The 17,853-nt window shown below is 70.6% G+C and carries 15 protein-coding genes; 10 read left to right on the plus strand and 5 right to left on the minus strand.

Annotated features, from left to right (window positions below):
• Positions 1-108: 108 nt before the first annotated feature.
• The 3 genes from ihfB to rpsA form a co-directional block, all read right to left on the minus strand.
• Positions 109-435 (minus strand): integration host factor subunit beta, encoded by a 327-nt coding sequence (gene ihfB, locus BM430_RS16165; protein ID WP_048433052.1) that lies wholly within the window; start codon positions 433-435, stop codon positions 109-111.
• Between the two features lie 65 nt (positions 436-500).
• Positions 501-1,457 (minus strand): signal peptide peptidase SppA, encoded by a 957-nt coding sequence (gene sppA / locus BM430_RS16170; RefSeq protein WP_093568274.1) that lies wholly within the window; start codon positions 1,455-1,457, stop codon positions 501-503.
• A 260-nt stretch (positions 1,458-1,717) separates the two neighbouring features.
• Positions 1,718-3,430 (minus strand): 30S ribosomal protein S1, encoded by a 1,713-nt coding sequence (rpsA, locus tag BM430_RS16175; protein ID WP_093568275.1) that lies wholly within the window; start codon positions 3,428-3,430, stop codon positions 1,718-1,720.
• A gap of 596 nt (positions 3,431-4,026) precedes the next feature.
• Between rpsA and BM430_RS16180 the strand changes: the two genes are divergently transcribed.
• From BM430_RS16180 to BM430_RS16200, 5 genes are all read left to right on the plus strand, one after another.
• The gene (locus BM430_RS16180) at positions 4,027-4,506 is read left to right on the plus strand and encodes a (2Fe-2S)-binding protein (protein ID WP_093568276.1); all 480 of its coding nucleotides are present in this window, start codon (positions 4,027-4,029) and stop codon (positions 4,504-4,506) included.
• A gap of 56 nt (positions 4,507-4,562) precedes the next feature.
• The gene (locus tag BM430_RS16185; protein WP_093568324.1) at positions 4,563-6,848 is read left to right on the plus strand and encodes a xanthine dehydrogenase family protein molybdopterin-binding subunit; all 2,286 of its coding nucleotides are present in this window, start codon (positions 4,563-4,565) and stop codon (positions 6,846-6,848) included.
• A gap of 207 nt (positions 6,849-7,055) precedes the next feature.
• Complete coding sequence (locus tag BM430_RS16190; protein WP_093568277.1) at positions 7,056-7,460, plus strand: hypothetical protein; 405 nt, start codon at positions 7,056-7,058, stop codon at positions 7,458-7,460.
• Between the two features lie 153 nt (positions 7,461-7,613).
• Positions 7,614-8,702: an alkene reductase gene (locus BM430_RS16195; protein ID WP_093568278.1), complete on the plus strand. Its 1,089-nt coding sequence runs from the start codon at positions 7,614-7,616 to the stop codon at positions 8,700-8,702.
• A 421-nt stretch (positions 8,703-9,123) separates the two neighbouring features.
• Positions 9,124-10,401, plus strand: a complete 1,278-nt coding sequence (locus tag BM430_RS16200; protein WP_177303071.1) for a M6 family metalloprotease domain-containing protein — start codon at positions 9,124-9,126, stop codon at positions 10,399-10,401.
• A 12-nt stretch (positions 10,402-10,413) separates the two neighbouring features.
• Here the strand turns inward: BM430_RS16200 and BM430_RS16205 are convergent, their stop codons facing one another.
• Entirely contained in the window at positions 10,414-10,698 is a 285-nt protein-coding gene (locus BM430_RS16205) for a hypothetical protein (protein WP_093568280.1), read from the minus strand.
• 248 nt (positions 10,699-10,946) lie between these two features.
• Between BM430_RS16205 and BM430_RS16210 the strand changes: the two genes are divergently transcribed.
• The 3 genes from BM430_RS16210 to BM430_RS16220 all read left to right on the plus strand — a co-directional run bounded on the left by BM430_RS16210 (position 10,947) and on the right by BM430_RS16220 (position 13,457).
• Entirely contained in the window at positions 10,947-11,216 is a 270-nt protein-coding gene (locus BM430_RS16210) for a DUF4170 domain-containing protein (RefSeq protein WP_093568281.1), read from the plus strand.
• 280 nt (positions 11,217-11,496) lie between these two features.
• Complete coding sequence (locus BM430_RS16215; protein WP_093568282.1) at positions 11,497-12,441, plus strand: ribose-phosphate pyrophosphokinase; 945 nt, start codon at positions 11,497-11,499, stop codon at positions 12,439-12,441.
• A gap of 299 nt (positions 12,442-12,740) precedes the next feature.
• Positions 12,741-13,457 (plus strand): DUF1013 domain-containing protein, encoded by a 717-nt coding sequence (locus BM430_RS16220; RefSeq protein WP_093568283.1) that lies wholly within the window; start codon positions 12,741-12,743, stop codon positions 13,455-13,457.
• 366 nt (positions 13,458-13,823) lie between these two features.
• On the opposite strand, the gene xseA is transcribed toward BM430_RS16220, so the two are convergent.
• Positions 13,824-15,401, minus strand: coding sequence for an exodeoxyribonuclease VII large subunit (gene xseA / locus BM430_RS16225; RefSeq protein WP_093568284.1), 1,578 nt, complete (start codon positions 15,399-15,401; stop codon positions 13,824-13,826).
• Between the two features lie 166 nt (positions 15,402-15,567).
• Here xseA and purD point away from each other — a divergent pair, with 166 nt between their 5' ends.
• A complete protein-coding gene (gene purD / locus BM430_RS16230) occupies positions 15,568-16,857 on the plus strand; it encodes a phosphoribosylamine--glycine ligase (RefSeq protein ID WP_093568285.1) in 1,290 nt (429 codons plus the stop codon).
• Between the two features lie 67 nt (positions 16,858-16,924).
• Positions 16,925-17,833 carry an alpha/beta fold hydrolase gene (locus tag BM430_RS16235; RefSeq protein WP_093568286.1) on the plus strand — a complete coding sequence of 303 codons (909 nt, stop codon included), beginning with the start codon at positions 16,925-16,927 and terminating at the stop codon, positions 17,831-17,833.
• Positions 17,834-17,853 lie beyond the last annotated feature (20 nt).

Genomic DNA, 17,853 nt, shown 5'->3' on the forward strand with positions numbered 1-17,853 from the left:
CGTCGGTGATGCGGAGGGGAGCGGAGCCGCCGGCCGGAGCCCCGCAGGTGCAAGTGTCGTGCGCAAGTGTAACGCGCGGGAACCCGAGCGCCAGGGTCGACCTTCGCCTCAGCTCGCGGCGGCCTCGGCCCGGCTCGGCTCGTCGGCGCCGATCCCGGCGGCGTTCAGGCGCAGGCGCATCTCCTTGCCGGTCTTGAACACCGGGATCGCCTTCTCGGCCACCGCCACGGCGGCGCCGGTGCGCGGGTTGCGGCCGCGCCGCGCCTCCCGGCGCTTGACCGAGAAGGCGCCGAAGCCGCGCAGCTCGACCCGGTCGCCCCGCGCCAGCGCATCCGCGATCGTGTCCAGGATGGCGTTGACGATGTTCTCGACGTCGCGCTGATACAGGTGCGGGTTCTGCTCGGCGATCTTGAGCACCAGCTCGGACTTGATCATGGGCGGTAGGGTCTCGACTGAGGCGGGGCCGGCCGGGGGAGGTGCGCGGGGAGGCGTCTTGTCCGTTACGGGCGCCAGACCGCGAGGAGGCCGCCCTGGGTCAGGCTCTCCGTCTCGGGGCCGGCCTGCCGCAGCCGGGCGGCGAGGTCATCGTAGCCGAGGAGCCCGGCGCCGACCGCCGCGGCCGAGAACAGGCCGAAGCGGTTGTCGGAGCGCGGCTTCCAGTCCCGCACCGGCAGGTCCTTGGCGACGCCCTTCTCGCGCTCGAGCCAGGCGATGGCCTGGCGCTCGTTGCCGGTCTCGTCGATCAGGCCGAGCGGCACGCTCTGGCGGCCGCTGAACACCCGTCCGTCGGCCACCGCCTTGATCTGGTCGGGGTTCATCCTCCGGCGGTCGGCCACGAGATCCCGGAACCAGCCGTAGGTGTCGCCGACGATCGCCTGCAGGGCGGCGCGGGCCTCCGGCGGGGTCGGGTGGAAGCCGCTCGGCTCGGCCTTGAGCGGCGAGGACTTCACCTCCTCCACCTTCACCCCGACCTTGTCGAGGAGGCCGGACAGCTCGGGATACTGGAACAGCACGCCGATCGAGCCGACGAGGCTGGTCTCGCGGGCGACGATGTGGTCGGCGGCGATCGCCGTGATGTAGGCGCCCGAGGCCGCCGTCCCGTCGACGAAGGCGACGATCGGCTTCTTCTCGGCGAGCGCGCGCAGGTTGCGGAAGAGCTCCTCGGACCCGGTGGTGGTGCCGCCGGGCGAGTTGATCGACACGACGACGCCCGAGACGGCGCTCGACTCGCCGACGCGCTTCATCAGCTCGCGGGTCTTCTCGCTGCCGGCGATGAAGCCGTCGATGCTGATGCGGGCGATCTGCGGCGTGACGGCGGAGAGGCCCCTGCCCCCGGCCGCCCGCCAGCCGACGGCGCCGGCGGCGACGATCAGCGCCCCGATCCCGATCGCGCGCCAGACGGACAGCTTCCGGCGCAAGGACCGCCGGTCGAGGAGAAGTTCGGCATCGATGGCCATGCGGCGCCCGTATCCTGATCAGACTCCGGAAGGCGCCGTCCTGCCGGGTGGTTCCCTGCAAGTCATTGGCGCACCTCGCTCCCGGGCTGTTCTACCCCCGGCCGTCGCGCAGCGGCAAGACCGGTTTTGCGCCCATTCCCCTCCCCGATCGCGGTAATTCGGACGCGAGAACGCCCGCGCGGGGGGTCCCGCGCGGGCGTTCGGGTTTCATCGGGGCGTCCGGGCCGGCTGGCCCGGACGGGTCCCTGCTTCTCGTCGCCTTACTTCTTGTCGCCCTGGCGGGCCTTGAGGGCCGCGCCGAGGATGTCGCCGAGCGAGGCGCCCGAATCGGCGGAGCCGTATTGGGCGATCGCCTCCTTCTCCTCGGCCATCTCGAGGGCCTTGATGGAGAGCTGGACGCGGCGGGCCTTGCGGTCGAACTGCGTCACGCGCGCATCGAGCTTCTCGCCGGCGGCGAAGCGCTCGGGGCGCTGGTCGTTGCGCTCGCGGGCGAGATCGGCCCGGCGGATGAAGGCCTGGAGGTCGGAATCGACGATCTTGACCTCGATGCCCGAATCCTTGACCTCGAGCACCTCGCAGGTGACCACCTGGCCCTTGCGGATGCCCTCACCCGCATCGGCGAAGGGATCGCCGGCGAGCTGCTTGATGCCGAGCGAGATGCGCTCCTTCTCGACGTCGACGTCGAGAACCTGGGCACGCACCACGTCGCCCTTCTTGAACTCGTCGATGACCTGCTCGCCCGGACGGTTCCAGTCGAGGTCCGAGAGGTGGACCATGCCGTCGACGTCGCCCTCGAGGCCGATGAACAGACCGAACTCGGTCTTGTTCTTGACCTCGCCCTCGACCTCGGTCCCGGCCGGGTGCTTCTCGGAGAAGGCCTCCCACGGGTTCTGCAGGGTCTGCTTCAGGCCGAGTGAGATGCGGCGCTTGACCGGATCGACCTCCAGGATCTGAACCTCGACCTCCTGGGAGGTGGAGACGATCTTGCCCGGATGGACGTTCTTCTTGGTCCAGCTCATCTCCGAGACGTGGATCAGGCCCTCGATCCCCGGCTCCAGCTCCACGAAGGCGCCGTAATCGGTGATGTTGGTCACGCGGCCCTTGAGCTTGGCGTTGACCGGGTAGCGGGCGGCGATGCCCTCCCACGGATCGGCCAGGAGCTGCTTGATGCCGAGCGAGATGCGATGCGTCTCGTGGTTGATCTTGATGATCTTGACCTTGACGGTCTGGCCGATGTTGACCACCTCGGACGGGTGGTTGACGCGGCGCCACGCCATGTCGGTGACGTGCAGCAGGCCGTCGATGCCGCCGAGGTCGACGAACGCACCGTACTCGGTGATGTTCTTGACCACGCCGTCGATGACCTGACCCTCTTCGAGGTTGGCCACCAGCTCGGAGCGCTGCTCGGCCCGGCTCTCCTCGAGCACGGTGCGGCGCGACACCACGATGTTGCCGCGGCGGCGGTCCATCTTGAGGATCTGGAACGGCTGCGGCGTGCCCATCAGCGGGGTGACGTCGCGGACCGGACGGATGTCGACCTGCGAGCGCGGCAGGAACGCCACGGCGCCGTCGAGGTCGACGGTGTAGCCGCCCTTGACCTGGTTGAAGATCGTGCCGGTGACGCGCTCGTTGTTCTCGAACGCCTTCTCGAGCTTGACCCAGCTCTCCTCGCGGCGCGCCTTGTCGCGCGAGATGACGGCTTCGCCGAGGGCGTTCTCGATGCGGTCGACGTAGACCTCGACCTCGTCGCCGACGCCGATCGGCTGGTCACGGCCGGGGCCCGTGAACTCCTTGAGGGCGACGCGGCCCTCGGTCTTGGCCCCGATGTCGATGACGGCGACGTCCTTCTCGATCGCCACCACACGGCCCTTGACCACGGACCCTTCCGTGATCTCGTGCTCCCGGAACGACTCTTCCAGGAGGGCGGCGAAATCCTCGCGGCTCGACGCGGCGCCTTGCAAACCTGCGGACATTGATGCTCCTTATCGCCCCTCCCTATCCGGGGGGACGGCGCCGGCGGCTCGTATGAACGGGCCGCTTCCGCCCGCCGGAGTCCCGAGAGCTCTCTCGGAACCGCCGCTCCCCGAAATGTGAAGGGGCGCGGGCCGGCGCGTGATCGACGGGCGAAAACGTGTGTTTCCAGGGGGCCCCAGCCGGTGCGCCGCTCGGAGTTCGTCACTCCACGCAGGCAGCATCCCGGCATCGGACCACCGGAGGTTGGGCCGATACACGAAAAGCAAACCTCCGGCAAGGCGTTGCCACCGGCCCGACGCGGCATTTCGGCGGAGCGCGACCGTCTTGCCGACACGCGCGACTCCGGGTTACCCATCCCTAACCTGAAACTATTCTGATGTTCCGGGTGACAGGCGGATCGGTCCACGGGCCGGGCCCGCCCAAGCAAGCAAGAGCACGCCGGTCCAGGCGTGATCCGGGAGGAGACGGGGCGCGGGCCTGCGACGGCCGCCGCGCCGCGAGACGGAACGTAGAATCGACAGGGAGGCTGGGCGCCGCGACCGGAGCCATGTCCGCGGGGCGTTCCCGACAAGCCTCCCGAAGCCGGAGGGCGACGATGATCAAGCTCAACGTGAACGGTGAGGAGCGCCGCTTCGACGGCGACCCCGAGATGCCGCTCTTGTGGTACCTGCGGGACGAGCTCGGCCTGACGGGCACCAAGTTCGGCTGCGGCGTCGCGGCCTGCGGCGCCTGCACCATCCATGTCGGCGGCGCCGCGGTGCGGGCCTGCCAGACCGCGGTCTCGGCCGCCGACGGCCAGCCGGTGGTGACGATCGAGGGCCTGTCCCCGGACGGCAACCACCCGGTCCAGGCCGCCTGGCGCGACCTCAACGTGGCGCAGTGCGGCTACTGCCAGACCGGGCAGATCATGCAGGCGGCGGCCCTCCTCAAGGACACCCCGAAGCCGACCGACGCCGACATCGATTCGACGATGAGCGGCAACCTGTGCCGCTGCGGCACCTATCCGCGCATCCGCGCCGCCATCAAGCAGGCGGCGGGGCTGACCCCGAAGGCCGGCCAGGGAGATCGCCTGTGATTCACGACCTGTCCTCCTTCCTCAAATCCGCCCCGGCCGAGGAGCCGGAATCCGCGATCCTGAAGGCCTCTTCCGGCCAGCTCAGCCGCCGTGGCCTGCTCGCGGGCGCCGGCGCCCTGGTGCTCGCCCTGTCGTTGAAGCCGAAGGACGGGCTCGCCGCCGAGCCGGCGAAGTTCGGCGCCGACGGCATGCCGCATGGCTGGCGCGACGACCCGACCCTGTTCGTGGCGATCGCCCCGGACGGCACCGTGACGGTGACCTGCACCCGCTCGGAGATGGGTCAGGGCGTGCGCACCTCGGTGGCCTTCGTCGTCGCCGATGAGCTCGAGGCCGACTGGGCCAAGGTCAAGGTCGCCCAGGCGCACGGCGACGAGGAGCGCTTCGGCAACCAGGACACCGACGGCTCGCGCAGCTTGCGGCACTTCTTCATGCCGCTGCGCCGCGCCGGTGCCGCCGCCCGCACCATGCTGGTCGAGGCCGCCGCCAAGCAATGGGGCGTGCCGGCCGGCGAGGTGACGGCCGAGAACCACACCCTCGTCCACGCCAAGTCCGGGCGCCGCATCGGCTTCGGCGACGTGGCGCAGGCGGCGGCCAGCGTGCCGGTGCCGGACCGCGCATCGGTCAAGCTCAAGGACCCGTCGGCCTTCCGCTACATCGGCAAGGGCCGGGTCGGCCTCATCGACAATGTCGGCATCACAACCGGCAAGGCGCAGTACGGCCTCGATACCCGCGTCGAGGGCATGCTCTACGCCGTGGTCGCCCGGCCTCCGGTCTTCGGCGGCAAGGTCAAGACCTTCGACGAAGCCGCCGCCATGAAGGTGCCGGGCGTCGTCAAGGTCGTGACCATCGATCCGCCGGCCCCGCCCTACGAGTTCATGCCGACCGGCGGCGTGGCGGTCATCGCCCGCAACACCTGGGCGGCGATCAAGGGGCGCGAGGCCTTGAACGCCACCTTCGACGACGGGCCGAACGCGTCCTACGATTCGGACGCCTACCGGGCCACCCTGGAACAGGCCGTGCGCAAGCCCGGCAAGGTGGTGCGGCAGGAGGGCGACGTCGACGCGGCGATGAAGAAGGCGGTGAAACGCTTTGACGCCGAGTATTACATCCCCCACCTCGCCCAGGCCCCGATGGAGCCGCCGGCCGCGACCGTTCGGATCGCCAAGGACGGCACGATCGAGGCCTGGGGCTGCGTGCAGTCGCCCCAGGCCGCCCGCGACCGCATCGCCAAGCGCCTCGGGATCGATCCCAAGACCGTCACGGTCAACGTCACGCTGCTCGGCGGCGGCTTCGGCCGCAAGTCGAAGCCCGACTACTTCGTCGAGGCGGCGCTCTGCTCCAAGGCGGTCGACGGCGCCCCGGTCAAGATGACCTGGACCCGCGAGGACGACCTCCACAACGGCTACTACCACACCGTCTCGATGGAGCGGCTGGAGGCCGGGCTCGACGACAAGGGCATGCCGATCGCCTGGCTGCACCGCAGCGCCGCCCCGACCATCGGCTCGACCTTCGTCGCCGGCGCCAACGAGCAGATCCCGATCGAGCTCGGGATGGGCCTCGTCAACGTGCCGTTCGCCATCCCCAACATGCGGATGGAGAACCCGCCCGCCGACGCCCATGTCCGCATCGGCTGGTTCCGCTCGGTCTCGAACATCCCGCGGGCCTTCGCGGTGCAGTCGTTCCTGGACGAGCTCGCCCACATGGCCGGCCGCGACCCGAAGGACTACCTCCTCGACGTGATCGGCCCGGCCCGGATCATCGACCCGGTCAAGATGGGCGACGCCTGGAACTACGGCGAGGATCCCGCGCGCTATCCCTACGACACGGGCCGCCTGCGCAACGTGATCGAGGCGGTGGCCAAGGGCGCCGGCTGGGGCCGCAAGGTGGACAAGGGCCGCGGCCTCGGCATCGCGGCGCATTACAGCTTCGTGACCTACACGGCGGCCGTCGCCGAGGTCGAGGTGTCGCCGAAGGGCGAGGTCAGCGTCCAGCGCGTCGACATCGCCATCGACAGCGGCCAGCAGGTCAACCCGGAGCGGGTGCGCTCGCAGCTCGAAGGCGCGGTGGTGATGGGCATGGGCCTGGCGCTCACCGCCCAGATCAGCTTCAAGAACGGCCGCGCCGTCCAGGACAACTACGACACCTACGAGCTCACCCGCATCGACGCGGCGCCCAAGATCATCAATGTGCACCTCGTGCAGGGCGGATCCTGGGACAAGCCGCTCGGCGGCGTCGGCGAGCCCGGCGTGCCGCCGGTGGCGCCGGCCATCGCCAACGCGATCTTCGCGGCGACCGGCCGGCGCATCCGCCAGCTGCCGATGCGCGACAAGCTGAGCGCGTGAGCCCGATCCCGCGGGGCCTCGTGCCCCCGCGGGAGACGGCGGAGACGACGAGGGGCCGCTTCCCGCACGGGGGGCGGCCCCTTTTTTCTGCAATGATTCCCGCGAGGCGGAACCCCCGCCCCCGGGCGGGTGTTCGCGACCAGGGTTCATCGGGCCAAGGTTCGCCGGTCAGTGCGCGCCGCATGCCCGGAACGGGAGAGACACGCCATGAAGCTCATCCTCGCCGCCGGCCTCCTCGCCGGCCTCGCCGGTCCGGCGCTTGCCGGCGCCTGCGGCACCGAGATCTCGTCGCTGGAACCGCGCCTCGACGCGAAGGGCCGCGAGACCATCGCCGCGTCCAGCGGCGGCAAGGAGGTGGCGTCCCGCCGGGAAGCTCAGGCCGAGGCGGCGACCGAGAAGGGGACGAGCCCGTCCTCGCTCCCCAAGGGCCCCGCCCCCGGCTCCACCGAGACGCAGGCCACCGCCGACGTCGCCAAGGCGAGCGGCGGCGGCACCGGCGTGATGGAGGCGCGCGCCAGCCTCAACCGCGCCCGCGAGCTCGACAAGAAGGGCGACGAGACCGGCTGCATGAAGGCGGTGTCGGATGCCAAGGAGCAGATGGACAAGTCGTGACGTCCGGGAGGGTTTAATCCCTGTCGTGACGTGAGGCAGCGCACATCCCGGTCCGGGCCGTCGGGCCCGGGTCTGGTCCGCTGCGCTGCAGCGCCCACATCTCCCGGGCATCGCCCGGCCCTTGAAGCCGGGCTCGATCCGGAGACGACGTAAGTGCCTTCCCTGTTCGACCCGATCCAGCTCGGCGCCATCGCGGCGCCGAACCGCATCCTGATGGCGCCGCTCACCCGCGGCCGCGCCTCGCGCGCCCACGTGCCGACGCCGATCATGGCCGAGTATTACCGCCAGCGCGCCGGCGCCGGCCTGATCATCAGCGAGGCCACCGGCATCTCGCAGGAGGGGACCGGCTGGCCGTTCGCCCCGGGCCTGTGGGCGCCTGAGCAGGTCGAGGCCTGGAAGCCGGTGGTCGCGGCGGTGCACGAGGCCGGCGGCCGCATCGTCGCGCAGCTCTGGCACATGGGCCGGTTGGTCCACCCCGACTTCCTCGGCGGCGCTCAGCCGGTCTCGGCCTCGGCCACCACGGGGCCGGACCACGCCCATACCTACGAGGGCAAGAAGCCCTATGCCGAGGCGCGGGCCCTGCGCGAGGACGAGATCCCGCGGATCCTCGAGGATTACGCCAAGGCCGCCCGCAACGCGATCGAGGCCGGGTTCGACGGGGTGCAGATCCACGCCGCGAACGGCTACCTCATCGACCAGTTCCTGCGCTCCAATTCGAACCTGCGCGAGGACCGCTACGGCGGCTCGGTGGAGAACCGCATCCGCCTGCTCGCCGAGGTCGCCCGCACCGTCGCCGACACCGTGGGGGCCGACCGCACCGGCGTGCGCCTGTCGCCGAACGAGCCGATCCAGGGCGTCGACGATGCCGATCCCGCGACCCTGTTCCCGGCCGCCGCCGCCTCCCTGTCGGAGATCGGCGTCGCCTTCCTCGAACTGCGCGAGCCCGCCCCCGACGGCACCTTCGGCAAGCCCGCCCACCCGCCGGTGGCGCCGGCGATCAAGGCCGCCTTCCGCGGGCCCCTGGTGCTGAACTCCGACTACGACGGGCCGCGGGCGCAGGCTGCCCTCGACGAGGGCCGCGCCGACGCGATCGCGTTCGGCCGCCCCTACCTCGCCAATCCCGACCTGCCGGAGCGGATCGCCAAGGGCGCGCCCCTCAACAAGGACAATTACAAGACCTGGTACAGCCAGGGGCCGGAGGGATATACCGATTATCCGACTCTATCCCAAGGCGATCGATAGGCGAAATATTTAGATATTCTTGGTGATCGGGCGCCCTGGATGAGAATCCGGGGCGCCTGATCCGGCCATGGAACGGATCGACCGACTCGGGATCAGGGGATTTTGCCAGTTTTACACCCCGATGCACGTTATTGCGCGGTTTGTTAGAACAAAAAGGCTTGCGTCACCCTCAGAAACAAAAGTTTACAGAGGGTAAACTCCGTGTTTAGATTCGTCGCCTGCCCCTTCGGGGTATCGACGATTGGAGCACGACATGAGGATGCTGTCTTGCGGATGCGGGTCCCTTGCGGCAGGATCCTGCTACGAGGCCGGTCCGACGTCGTGCAGCGCGCGGCCGGACGTTCTCGCCAACATCAAGGCGCAGGTCGCGGCCGGCCGGGTTCTCTCGACGGCCGATGCCCGGCTGGCGAACCGGGCCGGCATGCTGGGCATCCCGCCGCTTCTCCGGAGTGGCTTCAACGACGGCGTCGTCTACCCGCCATCGGACGTGCAAGGGCCCTCGCTCTCGCCCTCGGTCGGCAGCCCGCCGACGAAGCAGCTCTCGTTGCGGATGCCGGGCGGGCCGACTACCCTCAACTGCCTGGTCCTGCTGGTCGACTTCCCCGACATGCCTGGCCAGCAGACGAAGAAGCACTACGAGTCGCTGCTGTTCGACCCGATCGACAAGGGATCGATGCATCGCTTCTACAAGGAGATGTCCCACGGCCAGCTGACCGTGAAAGGACACGTGACCGACTGGCTGCGCGCCGATCACCCGTATTCCTACTACGCCAACAACATGAGCGGCACCGGCGACACCTTTCCGCGCAACGTCCCGGGGCTGCTGCAGGAAATTCTGGGGCGCTACTGCGCGACGAACAGCCTGAAGCCGTTCGACCTCAACGGCGACGATTACCTCGACGGGCTGTTCCTGATCCATGCCGGCAGCGGGGCGGAGGCAGCCACGGATGCCGCGCAGCGCAAGGCACTGATCTGGTCGCACAAGTGGACGCTGCCGCAACCCTTCGTCAATGACGGTGTGAACGCCTACGCTTATTTCACCGCCCCGGAGGACGGCCGCCTCGGCGTGTTCGCGCACGAATTCGGGCACTTCCTCGGATTGCCGGACCTCTACGACACCAGCTACCGCAGCCTCGGCGTCGGACCCTGGTGCTTGATGGGCGGCGGCTCGTGGAACGGCGGCGGCGACCACCCGTCCCGCTTGTCGGCCTGGTGCCTGGCGGAGCTCGGCTGGGTCAGTCCCCAGACCGTCGCCGCGTCGGGCCGGGTCACGCTCGACACGCTCGAGCGCGAGGCGACCGCCTGCCACCGCATCGACGGCCCTCCCGGCTCGCGGGAGTACTTCCTGCTCGAGAATCGCCAGCGCACCGGCCGCGATTCGCACCTGCCCGGTTCGGGCCTCGCGCTCTGGCACATCGATGAGGCGCAGGAAAGCAATGCCAACCCGCCGATCTACAGGGTCGCGCTCATCCAGGCCGACGGTCGCCGCGACCTTCAGAAAGGGGTGAACCCGGACGACCCGGAAGACTTGTTCCCCGGCCCGCGCGGGGTCCGTTCGGTCGACGACCGAGGCGACCGGCATCCGCACACCCGCTGGAACGACGGGACCGCCAGCGGCATCGCCCTCACCGACATCTCTGAAGAGGACGACGGCACCATCGCGCTCGACATCTCGATCGACCCGGTCGCCGTCGCCTGAGATCCCGGAACGTCAGCGGCGTTTCGCCTGTGCGTCCTGGATGACGACGCGCTCGCCGCGTGGTCCGCCGAGGACGGAGGCGGTGACGGTGTAGGAGCGGCCCGGCTGCACCGCCTCGGGCTCCGCCGTGAACATCTTCACGGTGGAGCCGGGTGCCGCCCCGAGGAAATCGGTGAAGCCGTCGGCGGGCCTGCTCCGCTCGACGGCGAACTCGACATTGGCACCCCATCCGTCGGGTGCGGGATCGACGCTCGTCGCCTGTCCCTCGATCACGGTCTTGTTCGGCCTCAACTGCATGGCCAACCTCCAGTATCCCGCCCGAGGCGGGAGCTCACCATAGACCACAATATCTTGTGTGTCGCTGCGTCCGGACCACACCCGAATTCGGGAGAAAAGCGTACGTGCCGCGAGGGTCCGCGCGTGCAGTGCAGCACGATCCGGCTTGACGCGCGTGCCGGCGTTTGCGACGCCCCCGGGCGCCTGCCTTTGACGGGCAGGCGCCGTCCCGCCGGACGGCATCGTCGCGGCACGCGGAGACGACGCGCATGAGCAACCCGGGTGACACCACGCCGGCCACCTCCCAGGAACCCAAAGTTTCTCAGGAGCCCAAGCAGCTTCTCCACCTGGTGTTCGGGGGCGAGCTGACGGACCTCGACAGCGTGACCTTCCGCGACCTCTCGAAGCTCGACGTGGTCGGCATCTTCCCCGACTATGCCAGCGCCGCGATGGCCTGGAAGGCGAAGGCGCAGCAGACCGTCGACAGCGCCCAGACCCGCTACTTCATCGTGCATCTCCACCGGCTGCTGCAGCCCTGAGGCGACGGGGACGCACCGGCGCAGCACCCCTGCACAGGAATGCAGGGGTGCTGCGCAGTCGCGCGCGCATGAAAGCCGGCCGCGCGCGCATGAAAGCATTGTGACGGTATCCCGGCACTGGTAAGAGCCTCGCCCGTCACATGAGAGCATCGTCGCGCGAGGGGCCCGTGTTCGCGCGTAGCTCGATGCGATCCTCCCTCACCCCGGCGCGCGCGGGCCTGACTCAAGGGCACCGCGCGGCAGCGCCGGGGGTCTTGGCGCGGGCCACGATGGAAGCACGATGAAATCCTCGATCAAGATCGTCGCCGGCAATGCGAGCCGCCCGCTGGCCGAGGCGATCGCGGCCTATCTCGAGAAGCCGCTGGCGGTCTGCTCGGTCCGCCGCTTCGCCGACATGGAGATCTTCGTCGAGCTCCAGGAGAACGTGCGCGGCGAGGACGTGTACATCGTCCAGTCGACCTCGTTCCCGGCCAACGATCACCTGATGGAACTGCTCATCATGATCGACGCGGCGCGGCGCTCCTCGGCGCGGCGGATCACCGCCGTGCTGCCCTATTTCGGCTACGCCCGCCAGGACCGGCGCACCTCCGGCCGCACCCCGATCTCGGCCAAGCTCGTGGCGAACCTCATCACCGAGGCCGGCGCCGACCGGGTGATGACCCTCGACCTGCATGCCGGCCAGATCCAGGGCTTCTTCGACATCCCGACCGACAACCTGTTCGCCGCACCCGTCATGGTGCGCGACATCAAGGAGCGGATGGACCCCGCCGACATGATGGTGGTGTCGCCGGACGTCGGCGGCGTGGTGCGCGCCCGCGCGCTCGCCAAGCGCATCGACGCGCCGCTGGCCATCGTCGACAAGCGCCGCGACCGGCCCGGCGAGTCCGAGGTGATGAACATCATCGGCGAGGTCGAGGGCCGCTCCTGCATCCTCGTCGACGACATCGTCGATTCCGGCGGCACCCTCGTCAACGCGGCCGAGGCCCTGCTCGCGAAGGGGGCCAAGGACGTTTCGGCCTACATCACCCACGGCGTGCTCTCGGGGGGCGCGGTGTCGCGCATCGCCTCCTCGAAGCTGAAGGAACTGGTGATCACCGACTCGATCCAGCCGACCGCTGCGGTCAAGCTCGCCCGCAACATCCGCGTCGTCACCATCGCGCCGCTGCTCGGCGAGGCGATCGGGCGCACCGCCGAAGAATCGAGCGTGTCGAGCCTGTTCGTCTGACGATCCGTCGCCCGCTGCCCGCCCGACAGCGGACCTTCGCTTCGCGCGAAGAGACGACATGGCCCCTGCGAAAGCTTTTCGCCCGCGAAAGCGGTTTGCGCCGGGCCTGAGACGCGCCTATATATCGGGCGATTCCCTCACAGCGTGAGACAGGCCGTCCTGGTCATCCCGGGACGCCGGTGGGGCCTCCCGGCCCCGCCCCGGGCGCCCTGTCGCCGTCGAGGGGCCCGTGTTTGGATTGGGCCGCTTCCCGGGCGGCCGTCGCGCTCCCGCGTCGGAGCGCCCCGAGGAGGTGTGGTATGTCCCAGGGACCGTTGATGCCGAAGGCGACGGCCGTCTGGCTCGTCGAGAACACGTCGTTGTCCTTCGATCAGATCGCCGATTTCTGCAAGCTCCACCCCCTCGAGGTGAAGGGCATCGCCGACGGCGAGGTGGCGGCCGGCATCAAGGGCCTCGACCCGGTCTCGACCGGCCAGCTGACCCGCGAGGAGATCGAGCGGGCGCAGAAGAACCCGAACCACCGCATGAAGGTGGCGGTCTCGAAGGTGAAGCTGCCCGAGGTGAAGCGCACCAAGGGCCCGCGCTACACCCCGCTGTCGCGCCGCCAGGACCGGCCGAACGCCATCCTGTGGCTGCTGCGCAACCACCCGGAGCTGAAGGACGCGCAGGTGATGCGCCTCGTCGGTACCACCAAGTCGACGATCCAGCAGATCCGCGAGCGCACCCACTGGAATTCCGGCTCGCTGCAGCCGATGGATCCGGTGACCCTCGGCCTGTGCTCGCAGATCGACCTCGACTTCGAGGTCCAGCGCGCCGCCAAGGACCGTCCGCTGGTGGAATCCGCCGAGGGCGGCGCCACCCTGATGCCGCCCGAGCTCTCGGTCCTGCCCGAGCCGGAGGACCGCGACGAGGATCGCCGCCCCGGCCGTGGCGACGAGCGCATCGACGCCGATTCGGTCTTCGCCCGCCTCAAGCCGATGCGGAAGGGCGAGCAGGACGACGACGACGAGTATTGAGTTCCCCTGAACTCCGTCTCGTCAACAAGACGGCTCGATGGCGGACGCATAACCCTCCCCCCCCCTCTGCGCAGGGCTGTCCGGGGAAAAGAATGGCGCGGGAATCCTCCTCTCCCCGCGGGCGGGGAGAGGGCTGTGTCCCCGTTCAGGGGACGCAGCGAGGCGCAGCCGAGGGTGAGGGGGTGGTGCCGGAGGAGCCTCATCCGGGAATACCCCCTCACCCTCGCTCCGGCTGCGCCTCCGCTTCTTTCGTCCCCGGCAAGGGGGACGAAAGCCTCTCCCCGCCCGCGGGGAGAGGGGAAACCCGCGCCACTCCTTTTCCCGGGACGGCCCTGCGCAGAGGGGGGAGGGTACAGGCGGCGAGCTTCACGTCTCGAACAGCGACCCCTGCAAGGCGCCCTCTACGGGCGCCTTCTTCGTGTCCGCCCCGGTCTCCCGGCGCTTCGCCGCCCGGCGCGGCGCCGGCTTCGGCGGGGACTTCTGCGGACTCTCGGGCGGGCTCGCGCCCTCCACCGTCGCCGCCACCCGCCCGTCGGCGAACTCGACCGTCACGCGCCCGGCCGCCCGGGCGGCCTCCGCCGACCCGACCGGCGTGCCGGCCTCGTCGAGCACCAGCGCGTAGCCCCGCGCCAGCACCGACCGGTAGTTGAGGCTCGAGAACAGGGCGGTCGCCCGCGACAGGCGCCCGGCAAGGCGCTCCAGCCCGTGGCCCGGCGCCTGCTCCAGCCGGCGCGACAGTCCGTTCAGCCGCTCGCCCTGCACCGCCAGCACTCGCTCCAGCGCGTGGCGCGGGCGGTGGTCGATCGCCGCCAGGCGCTCGCGGGCCCGAGCGAGGCGCAAGGACGGCGGGTTGCGGGCGAGCCCCTGGAGCGCCCGGTTGAGGCGCCCTTGCGCGTCCCGGGCATTGGCGGCGAGCGCAGGCGCAAGCCGGGCTTCCGCCAGATCCAGGCGCTGGCGCTTCTGGGCCAGCAGCGCCTCCGGGCCCGGCAGCGCCCGGGTCAGGCCGCGCAATTCGCCCCGGCGCTGGTCGACGAGGCGCAGGAGCGCGCCGGCATGGCGCCGGCTCAAGGAGTCGAGATCGATCAGCAGCTCGTGCAGCACCGGCACCGCCATCTCGGCGGCGCCGGTCGGGGTCGGCGCGCGGCGGTCGGAGGCGTGATCGATCAGCGTGACGTCGGTCTCGTGGCCGACGGCGGAGATCAGCGGGATCGTGCTGGCGGCGGCCGCCCGCACCACGATCTCCTCGTTGAAGCACCACAGGTCCTCGATCGAACCGCCGCCGCGGGCGACGATCAGCACGTCGGGCCGCGGGATCGCGCCGCCGGGCTCGAGCGCGTTGAAGCCGTGGATCGCCGCCGCGATCTCCTCGGCCGCCCCCTCCCCCTGCACCCGCACCGGCCAGACCAGGACGGGCCGCGGGAAGCGGTCGGCCAGCCGATGCAGGATGTCGCGGATCACCGCGCCGGTGGGCGAGGTGACGACGCCGATCACCGTCGGCAGGTAGGGCACCGGCCGCTTGCGGGCGGCGTCGAACAGCCCTTCCGCCGCGAGCAGGCGGCGGCGCTCCTCCAGGAGCGCCATCCAGGCGCCGGCCCCGGCGGGCTCCAGCGAATCGACGACGATCTGGTAGGCGGACTTGCCCGGATAGGTCGTGATCCGCCCGGTGACCACGACCTCCAGCCCCTCCTTGGGCTTGTGGCGCAGCCGCAGCATCGTGCCCTTCCAGATCACGGCGTCGATCTTGGCGCCGCCGTCCTTGAGGCTGAAATAGGCGTGGCCGGAGCCGTGCGGGCCGCGATAGCCCGAGATCTCGCCCTTCAGGCGCACGTGGCCGAACGCATCCTCCAGGGTGCGCTTGAGGGCGGTCGCCAGTTCGGTGACCGACCATTCGGGCACGTTGGCGATCGGGCCGGGAAGGGAAGCGGAGTGAGCGGAAGCCGACATCGGGCGTGAGGCTACCGGGTCGGGCCGGGCCGCGGAAGGCCGTCCCGCCGCATGATCCGGCGACTCGAGCGGGTGAGTGGCCCCCGCGCATCACTCCGGTTGCCGCCAGGTTCCGCCTTCCCTACACCGTCGCGCGAGACCTTCGAGATCGTTTTTGGAACCGGCGATGCGCGACCAGCACCCCCTCACCCTCCTGCTGATCGGCTCCGGCGGGCGCGAGCACGCCCTCGCCTGGAAGCTGGCGCAGAGCCCGCTCTGCCGGCGCCTGCTGATCGCCCCCGGCAATCCCGGCACGGCCGCCCACGGCACCAACCTGTCCCTCGACGTCACCGACCACGCGGCGGTGATCGCCGCTTGCGGGCGGGAGGGCGTGGACTTCGTGGTGGTCGGCCCCGAGGCGCCGCTGGTGGCGGGGCTGGTCGATGCGCTGGCCGAGGCCGGCATCCGCGCCTTCGGGCCGAGCGCCGCGGCGGCCCAGCTCGAAGGCTCGAAGGCCTTCACCAAGGAACTGTGCCGGGATTTCGCGATCCCGACCGCCGCCTTCGCGCGCTTCCGCGAGGTGGAGCCGGCGCTGGCGCATCTGCGCGCCGGCCGCATCCCGGTCGTCGTCAAGGCCGACGGGCTCGCCGCCGGCAAGGGCGTGGTGGTAGCCGAGACCTTGCTCCAAGCCGAAGCCGCGGTGGAGAGCATGCTCGGCGGCGGGCTCGGCGCCGCCGGGGCCGAGGTGGTGATCGAGGAATGCATGGTCGGCGAGGAGGCGAGCCTGTTCGCGCTCTGCGACGGCACCCGCGCCGTGCTCCTCGGCACCGCCCAGGACCACAAGCGCGTCCATGACGGCGACAAGGGGCCGAATACCGGCGGCATGGGCGCCTATTCCCCCGCCCCGGTGCTCACGCCCGAGTTGGAAGCCGAGGTGATGGAGCGGATCATCCGCCCGACCCTCGACGGGATGCGCGCCCGCGGCACCCCCTTCTCCGGCATCCTCTATGCCGGGCTGATGCTGACGGCCGACGGGCCGATGCTGATCGAGTACAATACCCGCTTCGGCGATCCAGAATGCGAGGTGCTGATGCCGCGCCTCGCCTCGGACCTGGTGCCGCTGCTGCTCGCAGCCAGCGAGGGCGATCTCTCGGGCGTCGCGCCGGAATGGCGCGACGAGGTGGCGCTCACCGTCATCATGGCCGCCCCCGGCTATCCCGGCACCGTCGCCAAGGGCTCGGAGATCCGCGGCCTGTCGGACGCGGAAGGAACCGGCGCCCTGGTGTTCCAGGCCGGCACGAAGCGCGACGGCGAGCGGCTGGTGGCCGATGGCGGCCGGGTCCTCGCCGTGACGGCGCTGGGCCGCGACGTGCGCGAGGCGCAAGCCAAGGCTTACGCCGCCCTCGACCGGATCGACTGGCCGGAGGGCTTCTGCCGCCGCGATATCGGCTGGCGTGCGGTGGCCCGCGAGACCTGAGGCGGGTTCTCGCGTTAACCCAGGTTAGCTCGCGCCCCGGCGCGGGCCAAAAACCTTGGGAGCGCAGATGCCCGCCGACCTGTTTCCCGGCTTCACCTCGCACTGGATCGACCTGCCCGACGGGCGCTTCTTCGCCCGGGCCGGCGGGCGGGAGGACGCGCCGCCGCTGGTGCTGCTGCACGGCTTTCCCCAGACCCATGCCTGCTGGCACAGGATCGCGCCGGCGCTCGCCCGCACCCACCGGGTGGTCTGCCTCGACCTCAAGGGCTACGGCTGGTCGGCGGCGCCGAAGGGCGACCCCGCGCACGAGGCGTATTCCAAGCGCCGGATGGGCCGGGAGGTCGTCGCCGTGATGGAGCGGATGGGCCATGTCCGCTTCGGCCTGATCGGCCACGACCGCGGCGCCCGGGTCGGCTACCGCCTCGCCCTCGACGAGCCGGGCCGGATCGACCGTCTCGCCCTCCTCGACATCCTGCCCACGGTCTCGCAGTGGCAGAAGATGGACCGGGAGCCGGACGCCTACCCGCATTGGCGCTTCCTGGCGCAACCGGCGCCGACGCCCGAGCAGGAGATCGGCCGGGCCCCGATCCCGTACTACGAGGACCTGCTGCGGCTCTGGACCGGCGACGGCACCCTCGACGCCTTCTCCCCCGGCGCCCTCGACCTCTACCGCCAGAGCTGGAACGTGCCCGAGCGCATCCACGCCAGTTGCGAGGATTACCGCGCCGGGGCCGGGCCCGACCGGGCCGCCGACGAGGCCGACATCGCTCAAGCGCGCCGCCTCGCCGGCCCGGTCCTGGTCCTGGTCGCCGACCGCTTCGTCGGCCGCAACGGGCTCGATCCGGTGCGGCAGGCCTGGACCGGCACCTTCGCGCCGGAGGACACCACCTTCGAGATCGTCCCCTCGGGCCATTTCCTGGCCGAGGAGAATCCGGGAGCGACGCTGCCGATCCTCGAGCGCTTCCTCGCCGCCTGAACCAACGGCACACCCTCTGG

It is taken from the genome of Methylobacterium sp. 174MFSha1.1 (assembly GCF_900116815.1).
Classification (GTDB): domain Bacteria; phylum Pseudomonadota; class Alphaproteobacteria; order Rhizobiales; family Beijerinckiaceae; genus Methylobacterium.

Excerpts from the sequence above, each read along its gene's own strand:
- ihfB (WP_048433052.1), bottom strand. The coding sequence starts at position 435 with ATGATCAAGTCCGAGCTGGTGCTCAAGATCGCCGAGCAGAACCCGCAC.
- sppA (WP_093568274.1), bottom strand. The coding sequence starts at position 1,457 with ATGGCCATCGATGCCGAACTTCTCCTCGACCGGCGGTCCTTGCGCCGG.
- rpsA (WP_093568275.1), bottom strand. The coding sequence starts at position 3,430 with ATGTCCGCAGGTTTGCAAGGCGCCGCGTCGAGCCGCGAGGATTTCGCC.
- BM430_RS16180 (WP_093568276.1), top strand. The coding sequence starts at position 4,027 with ATGATCAAGCTCAACGTGAACGGTGAGGAGCGCCGCTTCGACGGCGAC.
- BM430_RS16190 (WP_093568277.1), top strand. The coding sequence starts at position 7,056 with ATGAAGCTCATCCTCGCCGCCGGCCTCCTCGCCGGCCTCGCCGGTCCG.
- BM430_RS16200 (WP_177303071.1), top strand. The coding sequence starts at position 9,124 with ATGCTGGGCATCCCGCCGCTTCTCCGGAGTGGCTTCAACGACGGCGTC.
- BM430_RS16205 (WP_093568280.1), bottom strand. The coding sequence starts at position 10,698 with ATGCAGTTGAGGCCGAACAAGACCGTGATCGAGGGACAGGCGACGAGC.
- BM430_RS16210 (WP_093568281.1), top strand. The coding sequence starts at position 10,947 with ATGAGCAACCCGGGTGACACCACGCCGGCCACCTCCCAGGAACCCAAA.
- BM430_RS16215 (WP_093568282.1), top strand. The coding sequence starts at position 11,497 with ATGAAATCCTCGATCAAGATCGTCGCCGGCAATGCGAGCCGCCCGCTG.
- BM430_RS16220 (WP_093568283.1), top strand. The coding sequence starts at position 12,741 with ATGTCCCAGGGACCGTTGATGCCGAAGGCGACGGCCGTCTGGCTCGTC.
- xseA (WP_093568284.1), bottom strand. The coding sequence starts at position 15,401 with ATGTCGGCTTCCGCTCACTCCGCTTCCCTTCCCGGCCCGATCGCCAAC.
- purD (WP_093568285.1), top strand. The coding sequence starts at position 15,568 with ATGCGCGACCAGCACCCCCTCACCCTCCTGCTGATCGGCTCCGGCGGG.
- BM430_RS16235 (WP_093568286.1), top strand. The coding sequence starts at position 16,925 with ATGCCCGCCGACCTGTTTCCCGGCTTCACCTCGCACTGGATCGACCTG.